Source organism: Micromonospora sp. RTBAU3-60 (genome assembly GCF_054963695.1).
Map to the genome: position 1 here is coordinate 25,947 of NZ_JBUEGB010000059.1, position 16,539 is coordinate 42,485.

At 71.2% G+C, this 16,539-nt stretch carries 18 protein-coding genes and 1 pseudogene; 8 read left to right on the forward strand and 11 right to left on the reverse strand.

Annotated features, from left to right (window positions below; all coding sequences use genetic code 11):
- The first annotated feature begins 8 nt into the window (after positions 1 to 8).
- On the forward strand, positions 9 to 1,409 hold the full coding sequence (locus ACY34I_RS32190; protein ID WP_462758962.1) for a lactate utilization protein B: 1,401 nt from the start codon (positions 9 to 11) through the stop codon (positions 1,407 to 1,409).
- A complete protein-coding gene (locus ACY34I_RS32195) occupies positions 1,406 to 2,029 on the forward strand; it encodes a LutC/YkgG family protein (RefSeq protein ID WP_462758946.1) in 624 nt (207 codons plus the stop codon). The genes ACY34I_RS32190 and ACY34I_RS32195 overlap by 4 nt, the downstream gene beginning before the upstream one ends.
- Here the strand turns inward: ACY34I_RS32195 and ACY34I_RS32200 are convergent.
- The 5 genes from ACY34I_RS32200 to ACY34I_RS32220 all read right to left on the reverse strand — a co-directional run bounded on the left by ACY34I_RS32200 (position 2,020) and on the right by ACY34I_RS32220 (position 4,886).
- Entirely contained in the window at positions 2,020 to 2,967 is a 948-nt protein-coding gene (locus ACY34I_RS32200) for an ion transporter (RefSeq protein WP_462758947.1), read from the reverse strand. The genes ACY34I_RS32195 and ACY34I_RS32200 overlap by 10 nt on opposite strands.
- Before the next feature lie 208 nt (positions 2,968 to 3,175).
- Positions 3,176 to 3,484: a BON domain-containing protein gene (locus ACY34I_RS32205; protein ID WP_462758948.1), complete on the reverse strand. Its 309-nt coding sequence runs from the start codon at positions 3,482 to 3,484 to the stop codon at positions 3,176 to 3,178.
- Positions 3,478 to 4,089, reverse strand: coding sequence for an STAS domain-containing protein (locus ACY34I_RS32210; protein WP_462758949.1), 612 nt, complete (start codon positions 4,087 to 4,089; stop codon positions 3,478 to 3,480). The genes ACY34I_RS32205 and ACY34I_RS32210 overlap by 7 nt, the downstream gene beginning before the upstream one ends.
- On the reverse strand, positions 4,086 to 4,445 hold the full coding sequence (locus tag ACY34I_RS32215; RefSeq protein WP_462758950.1) for a GlsB/YeaQ/YmgE family stress response membrane protein: 360 nt from the start codon (positions 4,443 to 4,445) through the stop codon (positions 4,086 to 4,088). The genes ACY34I_RS32210 and ACY34I_RS32215 overlap by 4 nt, the downstream gene beginning before the upstream one ends.
- 18 nt (positions 4,446 to 4,463) lie before the next feature.
- A complete protein-coding gene (locus ACY34I_RS32220; protein WP_462758951.1) occupies positions 4,464 to 4,886 on the reverse strand; it encodes an STAS domain-containing protein in 423 nt (140 codons plus the stop codon).
- 152 nt (positions 4,887 to 5,038) lie between these two features.
- Between ACY34I_RS32220 and ACY34I_RS32225 the strand changes: the two genes are divergently transcribed.
- From ACY34I_RS32225 to ACY34I_RS32240, 4 genes are all read left to right on the forward strand, one after another.
- Positions 5,039 to 5,713: a response regulator transcription factor gene (locus ACY34I_RS32225; RefSeq protein WP_148801021.1), complete on the forward strand. Its 675-nt coding sequence runs from the start codon at positions 5,039 to 5,041 to the stop codon at positions 5,711 to 5,713.
- Positions 5,710 to 7,062 carry a sensor histidine kinase gene (locus ACY34I_RS32230; protein WP_462758952.1) on the forward strand — a complete coding sequence of 451 codons (1,353 nt, stop codon included), beginning with the start codon at positions 5,710 to 5,712 and terminating at the stop codon, positions 7,060 to 7,062. Before ACY34I_RS32225 ends, ACY34I_RS32230 begins: the two co-directional genes overlap by 4 nt.
- A complete protein-coding gene (locus tag ACY34I_RS32235; protein WP_462758963.1) occupies positions 7,062 to 7,622 on the forward strand; it encodes a GerMN domain-containing protein in 561 nt (186 codons plus the stop codon). Before ACY34I_RS32230 ends, ACY34I_RS32235 begins: the two co-directional genes overlap by 1 nt.
- Positions 7,623 to 8,307: 685 nt before the next feature.
- The gene (locus tag ACY34I_RS32240; protein ID WP_462758953.1) at positions 8,308 to 9,894 is read left to right on the forward strand and encodes a DHA2 family efflux MFS transporter permease subunit; all 1,587 of its coding nucleotides are present in this window, start codon (positions 8,308 to 8,310) and stop codon (positions 9,892 to 9,894) included.
- 295 nt (positions 9,895 to 10,189) lie between these two features.
- Here the strand turns inward: ACY34I_RS32240 and ACY34I_RS32245 are convergent, their stop codons facing one another.
- The 3 genes from ACY34I_RS32245 to tnpA form a co-directional block, all read right to left on the reverse strand.
- Complete coding sequence (locus ACY34I_RS32245) at positions 10,190 to 10,846, reverse strand: TMEM175 family protein (RefSeq protein ID WP_462758954.1); 657 nt, start codon at positions 10,844 to 10,846, stop codon at positions 10,190 to 10,192.
- Positions 10,847 to 11,018: 172 nt separating this feature from the next.
- The gene (locus tag ACY34I_RS32250; protein ID WP_462758955.1) at positions 11,019 to 11,534 is read right to left on the reverse strand and encodes a DinB family protein; all 516 of its coding nucleotides are present in this window, start codon (positions 11,532 to 11,534) and stop codon (positions 11,019 to 11,021) included.
- 252 nt (positions 11,535 to 11,786) lie between these two features.
- Positions 11,787 to 12,203: an IS200/IS605 family transposase gene (tnpA, locus tag ACY34I_RS32255; RefSeq protein ID WP_462758956.1), complete on the reverse strand. Its 417-nt coding sequence runs from the start codon at positions 12,201 to 12,203 to the stop codon at positions 11,787 to 11,789.
- Positions 12,204 to 12,227: 24 nt separating this feature from the next.
- On the opposite strand from tnpA, the gene ACY34I_RS32260 reads away from it, so the two are divergent.
- The gene (locus ACY34I_RS32260; RefSeq protein WP_462758957.1) at positions 12,228 to 13,511 is read left to right on the forward strand and encodes an RNA-guided endonuclease InsQ/TnpB family protein; all 1,284 of its coding nucleotides are present in this window, start codon (positions 12,228 to 12,230) and stop codon (positions 13,509 to 13,511) included.
- Between the two features lie 13 nt (positions 13,512 to 13,524).
- Here ACY34I_RS32260 and ACY34I_RS32265 read toward each other — a convergent pair whose 3' ends face one another.
- Positions 13,525 to 14,421, reverse strand: coding sequence for a GNAT family N-acetyltransferase (locus tag ACY34I_RS32265; RefSeq protein ID WP_462758958.1), 897 nt, complete (start codon positions 14,419 to 14,421; stop codon positions 13,525 to 13,527).
- Between the two features lie 128 nt (positions 14,422 to 14,549).
- Here ACY34I_RS32265 and ACY34I_RS32270 point away from each other — a divergent pair, with 128 nt between their 5' ends.
- Entirely contained in the window at positions 14,550 to 15,443 is an 894-nt protein-coding gene (locus ACY34I_RS32270; RefSeq protein WP_462758959.1) for a sigma-70 family RNA polymerase sigma factor, read from the forward strand.
- A gap of 74 nt (positions 15,444 to 15,517) precedes the next feature.
- Here ACY34I_RS32270 and ACY34I_RS32275 read toward each other — a convergent pair whose 3' ends face one another.
- Entirely contained in the window at positions 15,518 to 15,877 is a 360-nt protein-coding gene (locus ACY34I_RS32275; protein ID WP_462758960.1) for an ankyrin repeat domain-containing protein, read from the reverse strand.
- Between the two features lie 212 nt (positions 15,878 to 16,089).
- Positions 16,090 to 16,456: pseudogene (locus ACY34I_RS32280) on the reverse strand (cytochrome P450); the annotation flags it as partial.
- Positions 16,457 to 16,539: the final 83 nt, after the last annotated feature.

Sequence of the window (16,539 nt, forward strand, 5' to 3'; positions counted from 1 at the left end):
TCCTGGGCATGCCGGCCACCGCGCCGCGCGGGGTGGGCAATCTGCGCGGTGAGGAGTCCTTCCCGGCGGCGGCCCGCCGGGCGCTGGGGGACGCGCAGCTGCGCCGTAACCTGCGGCACGCCACCACCACGATCCGCGCCAAGTCGGGTGCGGTGATCGGCGAGCTGCCCGACTGGGAGCAGCTGCGCGCCGCCGGCTCCGCGATCAAGGCCGACGTCATGGCCCGCCTGCCGGAACTGCTGGAGCAGCTCGAATCCGCGGTCACCGCCGCCGGCGGCACCGTGCACTGGGCGGCCGACGCGGTCGAGGCCAACCAGATCGTCACCGACCTGGTCCGGGCCGCCGGCGCCGAGCGGGTGATGAAGGTCAAGTCGATGGCCACCCAGGAGATCGGCCTGAACGAGGCCCTCGAGGCAGCCGGGATCGAACCGGTGGAGACCGACCTGGCGGAGCTGATCGTGCAGCTCGGCCGGGACCGGCCCAGCCACATCCTGGTGCCGGCGATCCACCGCAACCGGGCGGAGATCCGGGAGATCTTCCTGCGCGAGATGCCGGGCGTCGACCCCGCGCTCACCGACGAGCCGGCGGCGCTGGCCGCTGCGGCCCGCCGGCACCTGCGCGAGACGTTCCTCAGCACCCGGGTGGCCGTCTCCGGGGCGAACTTCGCCGTCGCGGAGACCGGCACCCTGGCGGTCGTCGAGTCGGAGGGTAACGGCCGGATGTGCCTCACCCTGCCGGAGACCCTGATCACCGTGATGGGCGTCGAGAAGGTCATCCCCAGCTGGGCGGACCTCGAGGTGTTCCTGCAGCTGCTGCCCCGGGCGTCGACCGGGGAGCGGATGAACCCCTACACCTCGATGTGGACCGGCGTCACCCCGGGCGACGGGCCGCAGCAGGTGCACCTGGTGCTGCTGGACAACGGCCGCAGCGCGGTGCTCGCCGACGCCGTCGGCCGGCAGGCGCTGCACTGCATCCGCTGCTCCGCCTGCCTCAACGTGTGCCCGGTGTACGAACGCACCGGCGGCCACGCGTACGGGTCGGTCTATCCGGGGCCGATCGGGGCGGTGCTGTCCCCGCAGCTGACCGGGGTGCCGGACAACGCCTCCCTGCCGTACGCGTCGTCGCTCTGCGGGGCCTGCTACGACGCCTGCCCCGTGATGATCAACATTCCAGAGCTGCTGGTGCATCTGCGCGGCCAGGCCCCCCACCCGCCCACCGAGGCGGCCGCGATGGGCGCCGCCGCGTACACCATGGACCATCCCCGGCTGTACGCGGCCGCGCAGCGCGCCGCGGGCCTGGCGCGGCTTGCCGGCCGCGCGCTGCCACCGCCGCTGAACGGCTGGACCGCCAGCCGTGACCTGCCGGCCGCGCCACCGCAGACCTTCCGGCAGTGGTGGGCCGAGCGATGAACTCGCGCGAGATCGTCCTCGGCCGGCTGCGGGCCGCCCTCGGCGACCGGCCGGCGCCGCCGGCCGCGGTGCCCCGGGACTACCGGCCGGCCGGCGCTGTCGGCATCGACCTCGACCTGCTGGTGCATCGGCTCACCGACTACCGGGCCACCGTGCACCGGTGCGCGGAGGCCGACGTCGCGCAGGTCGTCGACGAAATACTCGGCGGCCAGCGCGTCGTGGTCCCGCCCGGGCTGCCCCGGCACTGGCTGCCCACCACGGTAACCCCGGTGACCGACGAGAACCTCACCGCGGAGCAGATCGCCGCCGTGGACGGGGTGGTCACCGCGGCGTGCGTGGCCGTCGCCGAGACCGGCACCATCGTGCTCGACGCCGCGCCGGACCAGGGGCGGCGAGTCATCAGCCTCCTGCCCGACGCGCACGTCTGCGTGCTGCGCGCCGACCAGGTGGTCGCCACCGTGCCGGACGCCGTGGCCCGGGTCGCCCCGGGTCGCCCGCTGACCTGGATCAGCGGGCCCTCCGCCACCAGCGACATCGAACTCAACCGGGTCGAGGGCGTCCACGGCCCCCGGCAGCTCCACGTGGTCCTCGTCCCGGGTGGGCAGGCCGGTCACGGGTGACGGCCGCCGTCACCGGTCCCGGGCACCGCCTTCGGCTGTCCATCGTCGCGGTCGATCCGTAGCTCGCGTTCCAGTTCGGCGACCAGCGTCCGCAGGTCGTCGAGCCGCTGGCTGATCATGATCCGGTCGATCTCGTCCGGTACGCCATCGCGGTCCTCGTCCACCGCTATCCGCGCGGTCATCTCCAGCCGGCGGGCCTCCTCCATCGAGTTGACGATCACCGCGATCAGGATGTTCACCAGCAGGTTGGCGGTGATGAGCACGAAGCTGACGTAGTAGACCAGGGTCCACGGCGACACCGCCATGCCCTGCTCGATCAGGTCGGGCAGCGTCTCCAGGGACAGCAGCACGAACAGGGTCAGCGCGGCCCGGCCGATCGTGCCGTAGTCCTCGGGATACGCCTCCTTGAAGATGAGCCAGCCGGCCATCCCGTACACGTACAGCGTCACCAGGGCGAGGGCGAGGAATCCGCCGACGCCGGGAAGGCTGCGCAGCAGGGCCGTCACGATGGTGCGCAGCCCGGGCGAGAAGCGCACCAGGCGCACCACCCGGGCGATGCGGATCACCCGCAGCCCCGCCGACTCGCCATGCAGGCCAGGGATGAACGCCGCGGCGGTGACGGCGAAGTCGAAGATGTTCCACCCGCGCCGGAAGAAGTCCTGCGGCCGCCGGCCGTGGGCCAGCACCCGGATGGCGATCTCGACGATGAACACCGTGCGGAAGCACCATTCCAGCGCCCGGAGCAGCGTCCCGAGCGACCCCGGGTGCGGGTAGGTCTCGACGCCGAGCACCACCGCGTTCGCGCCGATGACGACGACGATCGCCACCTCGAACCAGCGGGACTCCTCCACGCCGGCGCACCAGCGGGCCAGTCGCGACAGTCGCGACGCGGACGCGGGCGGGACCGGCCCCTGCCGGGGTACGCGTCGTCTGCTCACCACATCACGCTCGCCGCGCGCGCTGCGGCCGCTGCCATGACGGGCGGTCCCGCGGCCTCTCGGCTGTCCCTTTCGGACGGCACGCCACCCTGCCACCGGTGACGCGCCGTGGTGTCGACGAGGCGCGGCGGAGAGATCATCGGCACAGCGTACGAGCGTCCAGCCTCCTCGATGTACCTGCGTGCGGCGGCCCGTGGGCTTCACCGGGTTAGCGGTGACTCCGTCGCTGGCCGTACAGCTGCAACGCGTTGCAGACGTCGACGACGCCGGGGACCTCCCACGCCAGTTCGCCCGCCGCCCGGCGGGTCTCCACGTTCGCCACCATCCCGGCGAGAATCACCACCCGGTTCTGCACGGTGATGGTGATCTGCTGGCGCCGGGTGATCCACTCGATGCTCAGCCGTTGCGCCACCAGCGCGGCGAGGCGAAGGTCCTCGCTCTCCTGCTCCGATTCCTCGTTCGTCGACCGGAACGAGTTGTCGTCGGGGAACGGCGGAAATGGCCAGGGCATCACCATGGCGGCTCCTTGACTGTCGATGGGGTAACGGGCTCGGGGCCCACCGGCGCGGTGGTCGCCGACGCGGGGTGGCCCAGTTCGTGCAGGGCGGCCGCCCGGCTCTCGTAGACCGGGAAGACGTCGTCCAGCCGCATCGTGTGCAGCACGGTGAGGACGAACCGGGTGGGCGCCACCAGACAGAGCGCGGCGGAGCGGTGCCTGGCCTCCTGGTGGGCCCGGACCAGTAGGCCGAGCCCCGCCGGGTCGACGAGCTCCACCTCGCTGAGATCAACGAGGACGCGGTCACCGAGGTCGATCGCCTCCGCCAGTGCCCGTCGCACCGCCTCCGCCGGGTTGGCGTCGCGCGGGGCCGGTTCGGCAGCGACCTCGTCGAGGTAGTCGATGCCCAGGCCGGTGGTCGACCTGCCGCTGCCCGTCTCGGCAGCGATGCTGCACCGGGGGCAGTGGTGCGGGCCGGAGGCGAAGGGTGAACCGACCCAGCCGTTGTCGAACACCAGCGTCCAGACGACCTCCGCATCGGGCAGGACGTTGGCCGCCGCGGTGACCGTGTCACCGCAGTCGTCACAGATCAGAGTCATCAGGTGATCGGCCGGTACGACCGTCATGGCCTATCCTCTCGTTCTCTCCGCTCGCCGGCGGTGTCACGGGGCGGCGGCGCCGCGGTGGCAGCGCGGATCACCGGTTCGTACGGGTCTCGCGGGGATTGCCGTTCGGCGGTGACCACGGCGAGGACCACCGCGACACCGGCGAAGCCTGACTGCGCGACCAGCCGCAGGACCGTGAGCTCGGCCAGGTCGGCGCCGAGGAGGCGGATGACGACCGAGCCGAGCAGCGCGGCGGCCACGCCGAGCGCGATCGTCAGCCAGACGGGAGCCGCTCTGCGCCCTGGCACGAGGAGCCGACCGGCCAGGCCGACGGCGAGCCCGATCGCGAGTCCGCTGATGAGCGCACTGCCGCTCACGGTTGCCTCCTCGCCGGCTCAGGAACGCACGGCGACCTTCGCCCGTCCTTGCGCGACCGGAACCCCCGCCGGGCGCTGCCCGGTCGGGTTCTGGTCGACCACCTCTGGGTGGGCCCGCCCGGAGGTGTCGAGGATCGGCAGGACCTGGTCCAGCCGGGCCGTTTCCAGAATTCGACGGATGCGCGGGTTCGGGTCGCGGAGCTTGAGCGTGCCCTGTCGGCGGCTCATCCGGCGGTGCACGTCGAGCAGCAGCCCGATGCCCGCCGCGTCGACGTGTCGGCATCCGGACAGGTCGATCACCACCGCGTCCGGTTGCAGGGACAGGATTCGGTCGAGGACGTGACTGACCTCGGACAGGCGCGCCCGGTCCAGTTCCTCGGTGATCTCCACCTCCACGAGCGGCACGGTGCAGTCCGGCGGAGGTGGTTGGGGCCCGGTCATGTCTCCTGCTCCCGTGCGCGTCGTCCGGTTCGTTCACCAGGCTGGGCGGCGACCGTGGCGGTGAGTCCGCGTTTTCATGACAGTTGTGTGACAAAACCCGGGAACGGCTGACACGGTTGGGCCGCGGCCACCGGCCCGGGGATGATGCCCGTATGACGGCCGTACTGGTGATCGAGGACGACGACCGGATCCGGCTCGCGCTGCTGCTCGCCTTGGAGGAGGAGGGTTACACCGCGTACGGCGCGGCGACCGCGGAGGAGGGACTGCGGCGGCAGCGGGAGAACCGGGCTGACAACGTCCTCGTCGATCTGATGCTTCCGGGACTCGACGGCTTCGAGTGCATCCGGCAGATGCGCCGCGACGACGACGTGCCCATCGTGGTCGTCAGCGCGCGGGACGACACCCACGACATCGTCGCCGCGCTGGAGGCGGGCGCCGACGACTACCTCGTGAAGCCAGTGGCGATCAAGGAACTGTCGGCTCGGCTGCGGGCCCTGCGCCGGCGGGGACGGACGCTCGTGGCGCCGGTCCCCGCGCAGGTCTTCGGTGACCTGGAGATCAGCCCGGACGCTGGCGAGGTACGCCGCGCAGGCCAGCGGGTGGCCGTGACCCGCACCGAGTTCCGGCTGCTCTGTGAACTGGCCGAGCACGCCGGTCGGGTGCTGTCCCGGCAGCAGTTGCTGCAGCGGGTCTGGGGATACGACACCGGCGACGAGCGGCTGGTCGACGTGCACGTGGGCCGGCTGCGGCAGAAGATCGAGGCCGACCCGGCGAACCCGCGGCACCTGGTTACGCTGCGCGGCCTCGGCTACAAGCTGCAGCGATGACCCGCCTCGGACTCCGGGCCCGGGTCACCGCCGCCTTCGCCGTCGGCGCGTCGCTGCTCGCGGCGTCCATGGCCTTGTTCTCCTACGACCTGACCCGCCGGTCGCTGCTCGACGAGCGGGAACGGGCGGCGGTGCGGGTCGCCTACTTCGACGCGGCGGTGGTGCGGACCGGGCTGGACACCGATGCCCCCGACGTGGTGGAGGTGCTGCGCTCGCTGGACACCGGCAGCATCCGCCGCCCGCTGCTCTACTTCAACGGCCGCTGGTACGGCCGCTCGGCGGACATCGGCGCGAGTTCGATCCCCGGCGAGCTGCAACAGTTGGTCCGCTCCGGGGAGGCGGGCGTGCAGCGGGTACGCCTCGACGGCCAGCCCACCCTGCTCGTCGGAGTCCCGTTGTCGGCGACCACCAGCTACTACGAGCTCACCTCACTGCGCGAGGTGGAGCAGACCTTCCAGGTGATGGCGCTGACCCTCACCGCGGTCGGCATCATGGTGGCCGGCGCCGGCGCCGCCCTCGGCTGGTATGCCACCCGCCACAGCCTGCGACCGCTGACCGCCGTGGCGGACGTCGCCGAGCGGATCGCCGCCGGTGACTTCACCACCCGGCTCGACCCCGCCACCGACCCGGACCTGAACCGCCTCTCCACCTCGTTCAACCACATGGTCGACCAGCTGGTCCGACGGATCGAGCGGGACCGCCGGTTCGCCGCCGACGTCAGCCACGAGCTGCGGTCGCCGCTGCAGACCCTGGCCGCCGCCGCGGACGTGCTCACCCGCCGTCGCGGCCATCACGACGAGCGCACCGCCACCGCAGCCGGTCTGGTCGCCGACGAGGTCGCGCGGTTCCAGCGGCTGGTCGACGACCTGATGCAGCTGGCCCGGACCGAGCGGCCCGCGCAGCGCGAGTCCGTCGATGTGGCGGCGCTGGCCGGCGAGGCGTGCCGCAGCCGCTGCCTGCCCGAGGATCTGGTCAGCATCCCGCCCGGCACGCCGAGCCGGTGGCTGGTCGACCGGCGCCGGGTGGCGCAGATCCTGTTGAACCTGCTGGACAACGCCGTCCGCTACGGTGGCGGCCCGGTCGCCGTGCACCTTCGGGTGCGGGACGGCGCCGGGGTCATCGAGGTCGACGACGAAGGCCCGGGCGTACCGGTGCAGGACCGCGAGATCATTTTCGACCGCTTCGTCCGCGGCCGTGCCGCCCACGCCCGCGCGGACACCAACGGCACCGGTCTCGGCCTGGCGCTGGTCGCCCAACACGCCGCCGCGCACGGCGGCCGGGCGAGCGTGACGGACCGGCCGCGCGGCGGCGCGCGGTTCCGGGTGGAGTTGCCGGGGAGCCTGCCGTGATCCGGTCGTCGCGCGCACTGCTGCTCGTCGTGGTCCTGCTCGCGGGGTGCGGGGTGCCCGTCGACGAGTTCCCCCGCCCGGTGCAGGCGCCGCGCGGCCGGCCGCCGGCGCCGGTGACCGGCAGCCCGACCGGATCGGCGGGCCGGGTGGACGAGACCCTCTGCTTCGTCCGCGACGACCGGCTGGACCCGACGGTACGCCGGGTCGACGCGCTGCCCCCGGTCGACGTCCATCTGCAGCACCTGCTGGCCGGACCGTCGAGCACGGAGCGGGACAGCGGCCTGACCAGCGCGCTGCCGGGCACCGTCGGGGTGACCGGGGCCCGGGTGAACGGCCGGCTCGCCGAGGTCGACATCGAGGAAGCCGTCGACGAGACGGGTCGCAGCGACGAGATCCTCGCCTTCGGTCAGATCGTCTGCACGCTCACCAGGCGGCAGGACGTGGACACGGTGTCCTTCCAGCGGGCGGGGCGGCCGTTGGACGTGCCCCGCGCGGACGGTTCCCTGTCCCGACAGCCGCTCACCGCCGCCGACTACCTGCCGCTCACCCGGCAGCGGTGACCCGCCCCGGGACGACCCGAGCAGCGGAGCCGCCGGCCGGCCGCCGTGCGGGCGGTGGCGGCGGACCGGCGGCACGGGACGGCGCGGATGCTCGACGAACCGCCTGCTGTGCTGAGGATCACGACGGCGGTGTGGCCTCGGAACCCGGCGGGCCACGGGCAGGCCCAGGGCGATTCCACCCGCCTTCCGCTCCGCGACATCGACGGCGGGCGGAGACCTGACGCGCAGCGCCCGCCGTGGCCCCGCGACCGCGTGCGTCCCCCCGGCCGGGCCTGCCTCCGGCAACTGGGTCGAGGTTGCCGGCAACTGTGCGAACTTTAGCCCTGACCAGCGCGGTTTGCCGCCGATGCGCGCGCACCGAGACGACCCGACAAGCCCCGGCGTCGATGTCTCACCGCCGGCGCCGAGCACGAGACGGCGCACGGCCGCGGGTCCGCCGTGGTGCGGCGCCGGCCTGAGACGGGGCGCCCGACCCGGGGGGCGCGGCGACGCGTGGGACGTGGGCTCGGCCGGCGGCCGGCGCTGACCGGGTCAACCAGTGTGGGTGGTCACGGAGAATCCGAGCGCGAATTGTCGCCCGCACTCGCTACTGTGCCAGCGGACGTCGCCCCTCCTCGTGACATCCCGTGCTCGCCAGCGCGGTGCCGCCACCGCCCCCGATCAACACGAACCCAGGAGACTGTTAGTGACCCAGCAACCCGCCGCGACATCGGACAAGCTCGACGCCGCGGTCCTCAAGGTGGCGGGAGTCGTCGTTCTCGGTGCGATCATGTCGATCCTCGACGTCACGGTCGTCAGCGTCGCGCTGCCGACGTTCCAGAACGAGTTCGACGCCTCCTACGCCCGAGTCGCGTGGACCATGACCGCCTACACGCTCGCGCTGGCCACGGTGATCCCGCTCAGCGGATGGGCCGCGGACCGGTTCGGCACCAAGCGCCTCTACATGATCGCGCTGGCGCTGTTCACGATCGGGTCCGGACTGTGCGCCACCGCCGACTCGATCTCCGAGCTGGTCTTCTACCGCGTCCTCCAGGGGCTCGGCGGTGGCATGCTCATGCCGCTCGGCATGACGATCATGACCAAGGCCGCCGGTCCGCACCGGATCGGTCGCCTGATGGCCGTCCTCGGCATCCCGATGCTGCTCGGGCCGATCGGCGGTCCGATCCTCGGCGGCTGGCTGATCGACACGGCGAGCTGGCACTGGATCTTCCTGATCAACCTGCCGATCGGCGTCATCGCGCTCGTCTACGCGCAGCTGGCGCTGCCGAAGGACAACCCCGAGCCGTCCGAGTCGTTCGACTTCCTCGGCATGCTGATGCTGTCGCCGGGGCTCGCCCTGTTCCTCTACGGCATCTCCTCGCTCCCCGAGGCCGGCACGATCGCCGAGACCAAGGTGTGGGCGCCGATGCTCGTCGGCGCCGCGCTCGTGGTGAGCTTCATCGTCTACTCGTTCAAGCCGAAGCACCCGCTGGTCGACCTGCGGCTGTTCGCCAACCGCAACCTGACCATCGCGTCGGTGACCATGTTCGTGTTCATCATCGCGTTCATGGGCGCCGGCCTGCTGTTCCCGAGCTACTTCCTGCAGATCCGCGGGGAGTCGACGCTGACCGCCGGGCTGCTGATGGCGCCGCAGGGCATCGGCGCGATGCTCACCATGCCGGTCGCCGGCATGCTGGCCGACCGGGTGCCCGTGGGCCGCACGGTGCCGTTCGCGCTGGTGCTCATCGCCGCCGGGTTCCTCACCTTCACCCAGGTCGACCCGCACACCTCATACTGGCTGCTCGGCGGTTCGCTGTTCGTGATGGGTCTGGGCATGGGCGGCACGATGATGCCGATCATGACCTCGGCGCTGAAGACGCTGCAGGCCCAGGAGGTGGCCCGCGGCTCCACGCTGGTCAACATCCTCCAGCAGATCGGCGGGTCCGTGGGCGCCGCGGTGATGTCGGTGATCCTCACCAGCGAGTTGAACGGCTCCCGGGAGATCCCCGGTGCGGTGGACCCCAGCAGCGGCAAGCCGATCACCGAGGCCGGGCTGGCCATCACAGCGCAGCTGCGGCCGGAGCTCCTCCGGGAGTTCCCGGTGCCCGCACAGCTCATCGAGCGCGGGCTGGACTTCGCCGCCAGTTCCTTCGCCACCACGTTCTGGGTCGGGTTCGCGCTGGTACTGACCACGTTCATCCCGGCCGCGTTCCTGCCTCGCCGGCGCAAGCCGTCGCACCTGCTCGACGGACAGCAGACCGAGCAGACGCCGGCGCCCGTCGTCATCCACTGATCCGCCGTCGGGCCCGATCCGTGCTGCGGCCGGGGCGGCCAGGGACTCCTGGCGGCCCCGGCCGTCTCGCTGCCCGGCAGACGACGATCTGCGGTACGGCTTGCCCGGCCGCTCGGCGCGGGGGTGGCGTGGCCGTTGGCGCGATGCCAGCACGTACCGGGGGCGCACGTCGCACCGGCTGATCTGGGATGGCCAGGGCCGCGCACGGCCCGCCGGAGGGCCTCCTTCGCCTTCTCCACGTCGCCGCCGGCCGATCGTGCCGGGACGGGACCGCCCGCCAGGCCTGCCGTCGCGTTCAGCCGCCGGCCGACCTGCTGAGCCGGGCGGCCGCGAACTGCGCCACCGGCACGAGGAGGATCAGCAGCAGCCCGGCAGTCGGCGAGACGACCGCGGCCAGGGTCGCGGCCGCGAAGACCACGCACAGCGCCACGGGCGGCAGCAGCGCCGGGGCCGTCTCCGGACCCGCTGACGTCCGCAGTTGGGGCCGGCGACCGATCCACCAGGTCTGCGCGAGCGCAAGAAGGCTGATGGCCAGCATGTTGGCGACATAGAAGGCCGCGGAGTCGGCGCGCAGGCGGGTCTCCACGAACAGCCGCGCGGTGGGAAACGGCAGGAAGACCACCAGCATGATCCAGATCGTGTTCAGCACGACGAGGACCTCGTCGTAGTCGACGAGCCGTTCGTACAGTTGCCGGTGCGTCCGCCAGAACAACGCGATGACCAGGAATGACACGGCGAAGGAGAGAATGTCGCCGAGGTGCTGCTGGACCAGGTCGGCCACCGACTGCCGGGCGGTGCTCTGATCGGCGAAGTTGACCAGGGGGAGCGCCAGCAGCGTCAGGGCGATCGCCACGGCCGCGTCGGTGAAACTGACGATTCGTTGCAGCGTGTTCCGGCGCTGGTGACCGTCCACGGACTGCCGTCGACCGGCTTCGGCGGGCTCCTGATGCATGCCCTGATTCTGACGAATCCGGCATATCCCTCGGGCCGGCCTCGGCGAACCCGCCGCGCGCTCCCGGCCCACCCGTCGATCTCCGGTCCGGCCGGCGGGCGGCTGATCCAGCCGAATCCGGACCGACCGGGTCTCGGCGAGGTCACCGCCGGGTCGCCGGCGGGGGAGCGGCTCAGAGCTCGCCGGCGACCTGGGACCGGGCGGCCCGGCGGATGTCGAGCAGGTGGTGCTCCCCCTCGTGGATCGTGTGCTGGCCCAGCCAGAGCAGCGTCCGGGACTGCGGCTGCGGCCACGGGTAGACGCCCGTGCGGGCCAGCTCCGACGGGCCGAGCACCCCGAACCGGGCCGCCAGATCGTCGGCCCCCGCCGCCAACTCGTCGAGCACCACCGCCGGGTCCTGCTCGTTGTACGCGTCAGCGACGGCACGTTCGTCGCGCCCCATCGGCGTGAACTCCGGCGCCTCGACGGTGAGGGCCAGCACCAGTCGCTCACCCTGCACGCGGAGCACGTCACGCACGTGGCAGGTGTATTCCAGCGGCGACCACACACCAGGGGCGGGTCGCCGGCGCAGGTCCAGCACCTCGCTCAGCGCAGCCGCGTACCGCGCCCGCAACTCGCGCAGCAGTCGCGGCAGCTCCTGGCCGGACACGCTCGCATAGGCGAATGTGCACTCATCGCACCGCTCCACCAGCCCAGCGTACCGGCGCCTCCCGCCGAGCGGAGGACATCCGCACCGCATCCAGCAGTCAGGACGGAAGGATCACCCTGACCGCCACTGAATGGACGACCGAGGCCAACGGCGCGCCGGCCAGTACGCAGACGTAAACGGCATCAACCTCTACCAAGACAATCCCCAGTGCGCCGCCCTTCAGGGCGGTAGTGAAGCGGCTTTTCCGATTTCGCGCGGTCGAAGGCTGCGAAGCTCCTGGGGTCGTCCTGGCTAGTCGAGGTAGTTCTGCTGTTCGATGTACTGGCGCAGCATGGACAGCGGTGCGCCATCGAGGTTGCCGGCGAAATAGGAGCCGGCCCACAGTCGGGCGTCGCGCCAGTAGTAGCGGTGGATTTCGGGGAAGTCGCGGCGTAGGTAACGCGAGGACACGCCTTTGAGGGAGTTGACCAGCTTGGACAGCGCCACCTTGGGTGGGAAGTTGACCAACAGGTGGACGTGGTTGTCTGCGCCGTTGAACTCGACCAGTTCGCACTCGAACTGTTCACACACCTGGCGCATGACCTGTTCGAGGTAGCGCAGGTGTTCGTCAGTGAAGACGCGCGCCCGGTACTTCGTGACGAAAACCAAATGGGCGTGAAGCAAGGAAACACAGTGCCTGCCAGTACGAACCGGGGCATCGGCGGTCATGAAACCAAGTGTATGATGATGGATGTGAAAGCGGACACGGGCCGCAGGTACCGGCTATACCCCGGCGACGAGCAGGCGCAGCGTCTGGACTCGTGGGGGCACACGTGCCGCTGGCTGTACAACACCGCGTTGGAGCAGCGCCGGTTCGCCTGGCAGCAGCGGCGGGTCACTCTCGGAGTCGCCGCGCAGTGCGCTTCATTGACAGAGGCGCGTAAGGACTTCGACTGGGTGGCCGACCTGCCGGCGCAGTCGGGTCAGCAAGTGCTGCGGCAACTCGATCAGGCATACCGCAACTGGTGGAACCCGCAGCACCCCGCCGGGGCCCCGACCCGTAAACGTCGCTCTGCCCGGCTGTCGATTCCGTTCCCCGGTCAGGCGATCCAGGTCCGCCGTCTCAACCGCCGGTGGGGGGCGGTCAGCCTCCCGAAGGTCGGCGAAGTCAAGTTCCGTTGGTCCCGCCCGTTGGGCGGCGCGGTCCGGAACGCGGTGGTGTCCTTCGACGGTGTCGCCTGGCACGTCGGGTTCGGCGTCCACGCCGGAATCACCACGCCCGAGGCGCACGCCCGGCCGGACACGGTTGTGGGCGTCGACCGTGGAGTGAAGGTCGCCTTGGCGATGTCCGACGGGCGTATGTGGAACCGCACCTTCACCTCACCCGGTCAGGAGCGCGACCTGGCCCGACTGAAGTCGAAAGCCGGCCGGCAGGAGACCGCCCGCCGTAAACGCGGCGCGACAACCTCCAATCGTGCCCGTAAGGTCCGTGCAGAGATTGCCCGGGCCGAGGCGAACATCCGTAACAGGCGTCGTGACTTCGTGATGTGGGCGGCGAACCGGCTCTGCGCCCAGCACGCGATCGTCAAGCTGGAATGTCTCGGCGTCAAGGCTATGACCGCTACCGCGAAGGGCACCGTCGCCGAGCCTGGCACAAACGTGCGCCAGAAGGCCGGACTGAACCGGGCGATCCTCGACAAGGGCTGGGGACTGTTCGAGACAGCCCTTACCAACCAGGCACGGACCACCGGCACCCGAATCGTCAGGGTGCCAGCCGCGTTTACCTCCCAGCGGTGCAGCCGCTGCGGGAACACCGATCGGAACAACCGCGAAAGCCAAGCGGTGTTTCGGTGCGGGTCCTGCGGACACCAGGCCAATGCTGACGTGAACGCGGCGATCAACGTCAGGGACGCCGCCGAGGCGGCGCCCCCACTCACCGGGCGGGCAGTCCGGGACAGGAGCCGAAAGGTGTCCTGTCGGCCACCCACCCAGCGTCGGCGACGTACGACGCTGGAAGCGGGATTCTCCCGCCTTTAGGTGGGAGAGGATGTCACGGCGCGAGGCTCTTCTCGAACCAGTGGTGGGCGTAGTGCTCGGTGTTGTAAGGCGCGATCTCGCGGTAGCCGGCGGCCCGGTAGAGCGCTATTGCCTCGGTGAGGTTGCGATTGGTGTCCAGCCGGACGGCGGTCCAGCCGCGCTCGGCGGCGTAGCGTTCCAGCTCGCCCAGCAGCCGCCGCCCGAGCCCGAGCCCGCGCACCGCGTCGGCCACCCAGACCCGCTTGATCTCGGCGGGCGCGTCGCGGTGGAGCTTCACCGCGCCGCAGCCGACGGGCTCGTCGTTGAGCGTGGCGAGCAGGAACACTCCGGCGGGTGGGACGAGCTCGTCGTCGTGGACGGCATTGCTCAGGGTCGGGTCGAACCCGTCGTCGAACCGTCGCGCGACCTCCCGGGCGTAGGCCCGTACGCACGCCCGGGCCCGCGGGTCGCTCGGCGGGCACGGTGTGATGATTACCATCGACGCGACGAGCAGCCGCTCGACCTCGGCCATCGCCGCGACGAGCCGCTGGCGGCGGTGCGCGGGCAGCGGCTCGAGGATGGACCAGGCGAACTCGTCGGAGCGCTTGTCGAGCTCCGTCCACTCGGCCCGGCCGGTCTCGGTGAGCGCGGCGGCCCGTACCCGCCCGTCGCCGCCGATCTGGTCGGCCGGCCCCACGGTGACGAGGCCGTCGCCCTCGAGGGTGCGCAGGAGCCGGCTCAGGTAGCCCGAGTCCAGGCCGAGTCGCGCGCGCAGCGCGGCGACCTCGGCGCCGCCGGGACCGATCTCCCACAGCAGACGCGCCTGCGCCAGGGGACGCCCGCGAGCCATGTACTCGTCGTCGAGAGCGCCCACCCGCTGGGTCACTGTCCGGTTGAACCGCCGTACGGCGGCGATGAGCTCCGCATCCATATGTCTGACCTTAGTCAGGTATAGTCGGGGTCGCCAGCCTGAAACAATGTGAGCCGGGCCAGACGTGTCACATTCGCCATGCCTGAGGGTTCGTCTCTCGGAGCCCTGGCGATGGAATGGTGTGACCGATGGATGAGAATGAGCGGCTGGCCGCGCGTTTCGAGCAGCACCGACCCCGCCTGCGGGCGGTGGCTTATCGAATGCTCGGCTCGCTGGCTGACGCGGACGACGCTGTTCAGGATGCCTGGCTGCGGCTGAGCCGGTCCGACGCGGACCAGATCGACAACCTCGGCGGATGGTTGACCACCGTCGTGGCCCGGGAGTGCCTGCATATTTTGCGCTCCCGCCGACGCCGCCGGGAGGATCCGTTGGCCGCGCACCTGCCCGACCTGGTTGTCATCCCGGACGGGGACCTCGACCCCGAGCAGGAGGCGTTGCTGGCCGACTCGGTGAGCTTGGCCCTGCTCGTCGTGCTCGATCAGCTCACTCCTGCTGAGCGGTTGGCGTTCGTGCTGCACGACATGTTCGACCTGCCCTTCGAGGAGATCGCCGGCATTGCGGGCCGCACCCCGGCCGCCGCGCGGCAACTCGCCAGCCGGGCACGGCGCCGGGTGCACGATGCCGAGATCCCATCACCCGATCCGGATCTGGCGCGCCAGCGGCAGGTCGTCCGTGCCTTCTACGCGGCTGCGTGGACCGGCGACTTCGACGCCCTCGTCCAGGTCCTCGACCCCGACGTCGTCCTGCGCACCGACGTCGGCACCACCCGGCCGCCAACCGTCGTCCGCGGCGCGCCAGCCGTGGCCAAGCAGGCCCGCGCCCCACGTGGTGGCCAACTGCGCCCCGCCCTGGTCAACGGCGCGATCGGAACGTTGATCACCCGCGACGGGCGGCCGTTTTCTGTCATGGCCTTCACCGTCGCGGGCGACAAGATCGTCAGGATCGACGTTGTCCGTGACCCCGACCACGTCCACCGCCTCCCGTCCGCCCTCCTCAACCGGACGGAGCGAACAGGGCGGTGAACGCGGAACGGGATGGCGAGCGAGCCCTCCTTCGACGAGCCGGGGCCTGATGCCGCATGACCAGGCGGCGCGGCTCAGGCCAGGGACTCGAGATATTTCTGGGTTTCCGGCTTCTTGAAGTACTGCGCCCAGCCCGCCGGCTGCGCATTGAACCCGGGTTCGCGGGCGGTGTGGTCGGCACCGTGCTCGACCAGCAGGCGCGCGATCGACAGCTCGCCAGCCGCCGCCGCAAAGTGCAAGGCCGTGGCGCCGGCGGCGGTGACACCGTTGACGCCGAAGCCAAGATCGATCAGCAGCCGGACCGCCGACCAGTTGCGCGCCTCGGCCATCCGCGTAACCAGGTCTGCGTGCCGCTCGTGCAGCCCGGGGTCGGCGGCCAGCATCGACCGCATCGTCGCTTCGTCGGCGGCCTCGACGGCTTCTTCAAACTGCATTGTGCCTCCTTGCGTGTTTGCACTCGTACCTATGAGCCCAGCCGACGAGCCGATGTGACAGGGCGAGGCGCTCGAACGACTTGTCATTGACACGACTGCGGCCTGACGAAACCGCCTTGCCCGGCAAACTAGCCGAACACGGCCTTCTGTCGTACACGCCGGTTCGGCGGCAGCCACCGACACGAATCCCTCGTCTTCGCGGTGCGGCCAGGTCAGCCGGTGGTGACCGGCAGCGTGGCGTAGCCGCGCAGCACCAGGCGGTCGCAGCGTTCGCCCGGGGCGGCCAGGTTCAGCCGAGGCAGCATGGTTTAGCAGCGGGAACGCGACCTGCGCCTCCAGCCGGGCCAGCGGTGCGCCGAGGCAGTAATGGGCGCCGCCGCCGAACGAGACGGGCTGAATGTTCGGACGGTCCGGGTCGAACCGGTGCGGGTCGGGGTAGCGCGCCGGGTCGCGGTTGGCGGCACCGAGCAGCATGGTCAGCTCCGCGCCGCCGGCGAGCCGGAGCCCGTCGCCGAGATCCAGCGGGCCGGTCGTGAACCGGGTGATGAGCTGCACCGGGGAGTCGTACCGGAGGATCTGCTTCCTACTTCTTGCTCATAGTTGAGTGGTTCGGATGGTTCGCTCTCCGCTCAGCGGTGGCTGGGCTGGAGTCCTGGACCGGT

Coding starts and splice junctions, on each gene's coding strand:
- ACY34I_RS32190 (WP_462758962.1), top strand. CDS start 9: ATGCCGGCCACCGCGCCGCGCGGGGTGGGCAATCTGCGCGGTGAGGAG.
- ACY34I_RS32195 (WP_462758946.1), top strand. CDS start 1,406: ATGAACTCGCGCGAGATCGTCCTCGGCCGGCTGCGGGCCGCCCTCGGC.
- ACY34I_RS32205 (WP_462758948.1), bottom strand. CDS start 3,484: ATGGTGATGCCCTGGCCATTTCCGCCGTTCCCCGACGACAACTCGTTC.
- ACY34I_RS32210 (WP_462758949.1), bottom strand. CDS start 4,089: ATGACGGTCGTACCGGCCGATCACCTGATGACTCTGATCTGTGACGAC.
- ACY34I_RS32220 (WP_462758951.1), bottom strand. CDS start 4,886: ATGACCGGGCCCCAACCACCTCCGCCGGACTGCACCGTGCCGCTCGTG.
- ACY34I_RS32225 (WP_148801021.1), top strand. CDS start 5,039: ATGACGGCCGTACTGGTGATCGAGGACGACGACCGGATCCGGCTCGCG.
- ACY34I_RS32230 (WP_462758952.1), top strand. CDS start 5,710: ATGACCCGCCTCGGACTCCGGGCCCGGGTCACCGCCGCCTTCGCCGTC.
- ACY34I_RS32245 (WP_462758954.1), bottom strand. CDS start 10,846: ATGCATCAGGAGCCCGCCGAAGCCGGTCGACGGCAGTCCGTGGACGGT.
- tnpA (WP_462758956.1), bottom strand. CDS start 12,203: ATGACCGCCGATGCCCCGGTTCGTACTGGCAGGCACTGTGTTTCCTTG.
- ACY34I_RS32265 (WP_462758958.1), bottom strand. CDS start 14,421: ATGGATGCGGAGCTCATCGCCGCCGTACGGCGGTTCAACCGGACAGTG.
- ACY34I_RS32270 (WP_462758959.1), top strand. CDS start 14,550: ATGGATGAGAATGAGCGGCTGGCCGCGCGTTTCGAGCAGCACCGACCC.
- ACY34I_RS32275 (WP_462758960.1), bottom strand. CDS start 15,877: ATGCAGTTTGAAGAAGCCGTCGAGGCCGCCGACGAAGCGACGATGCGG.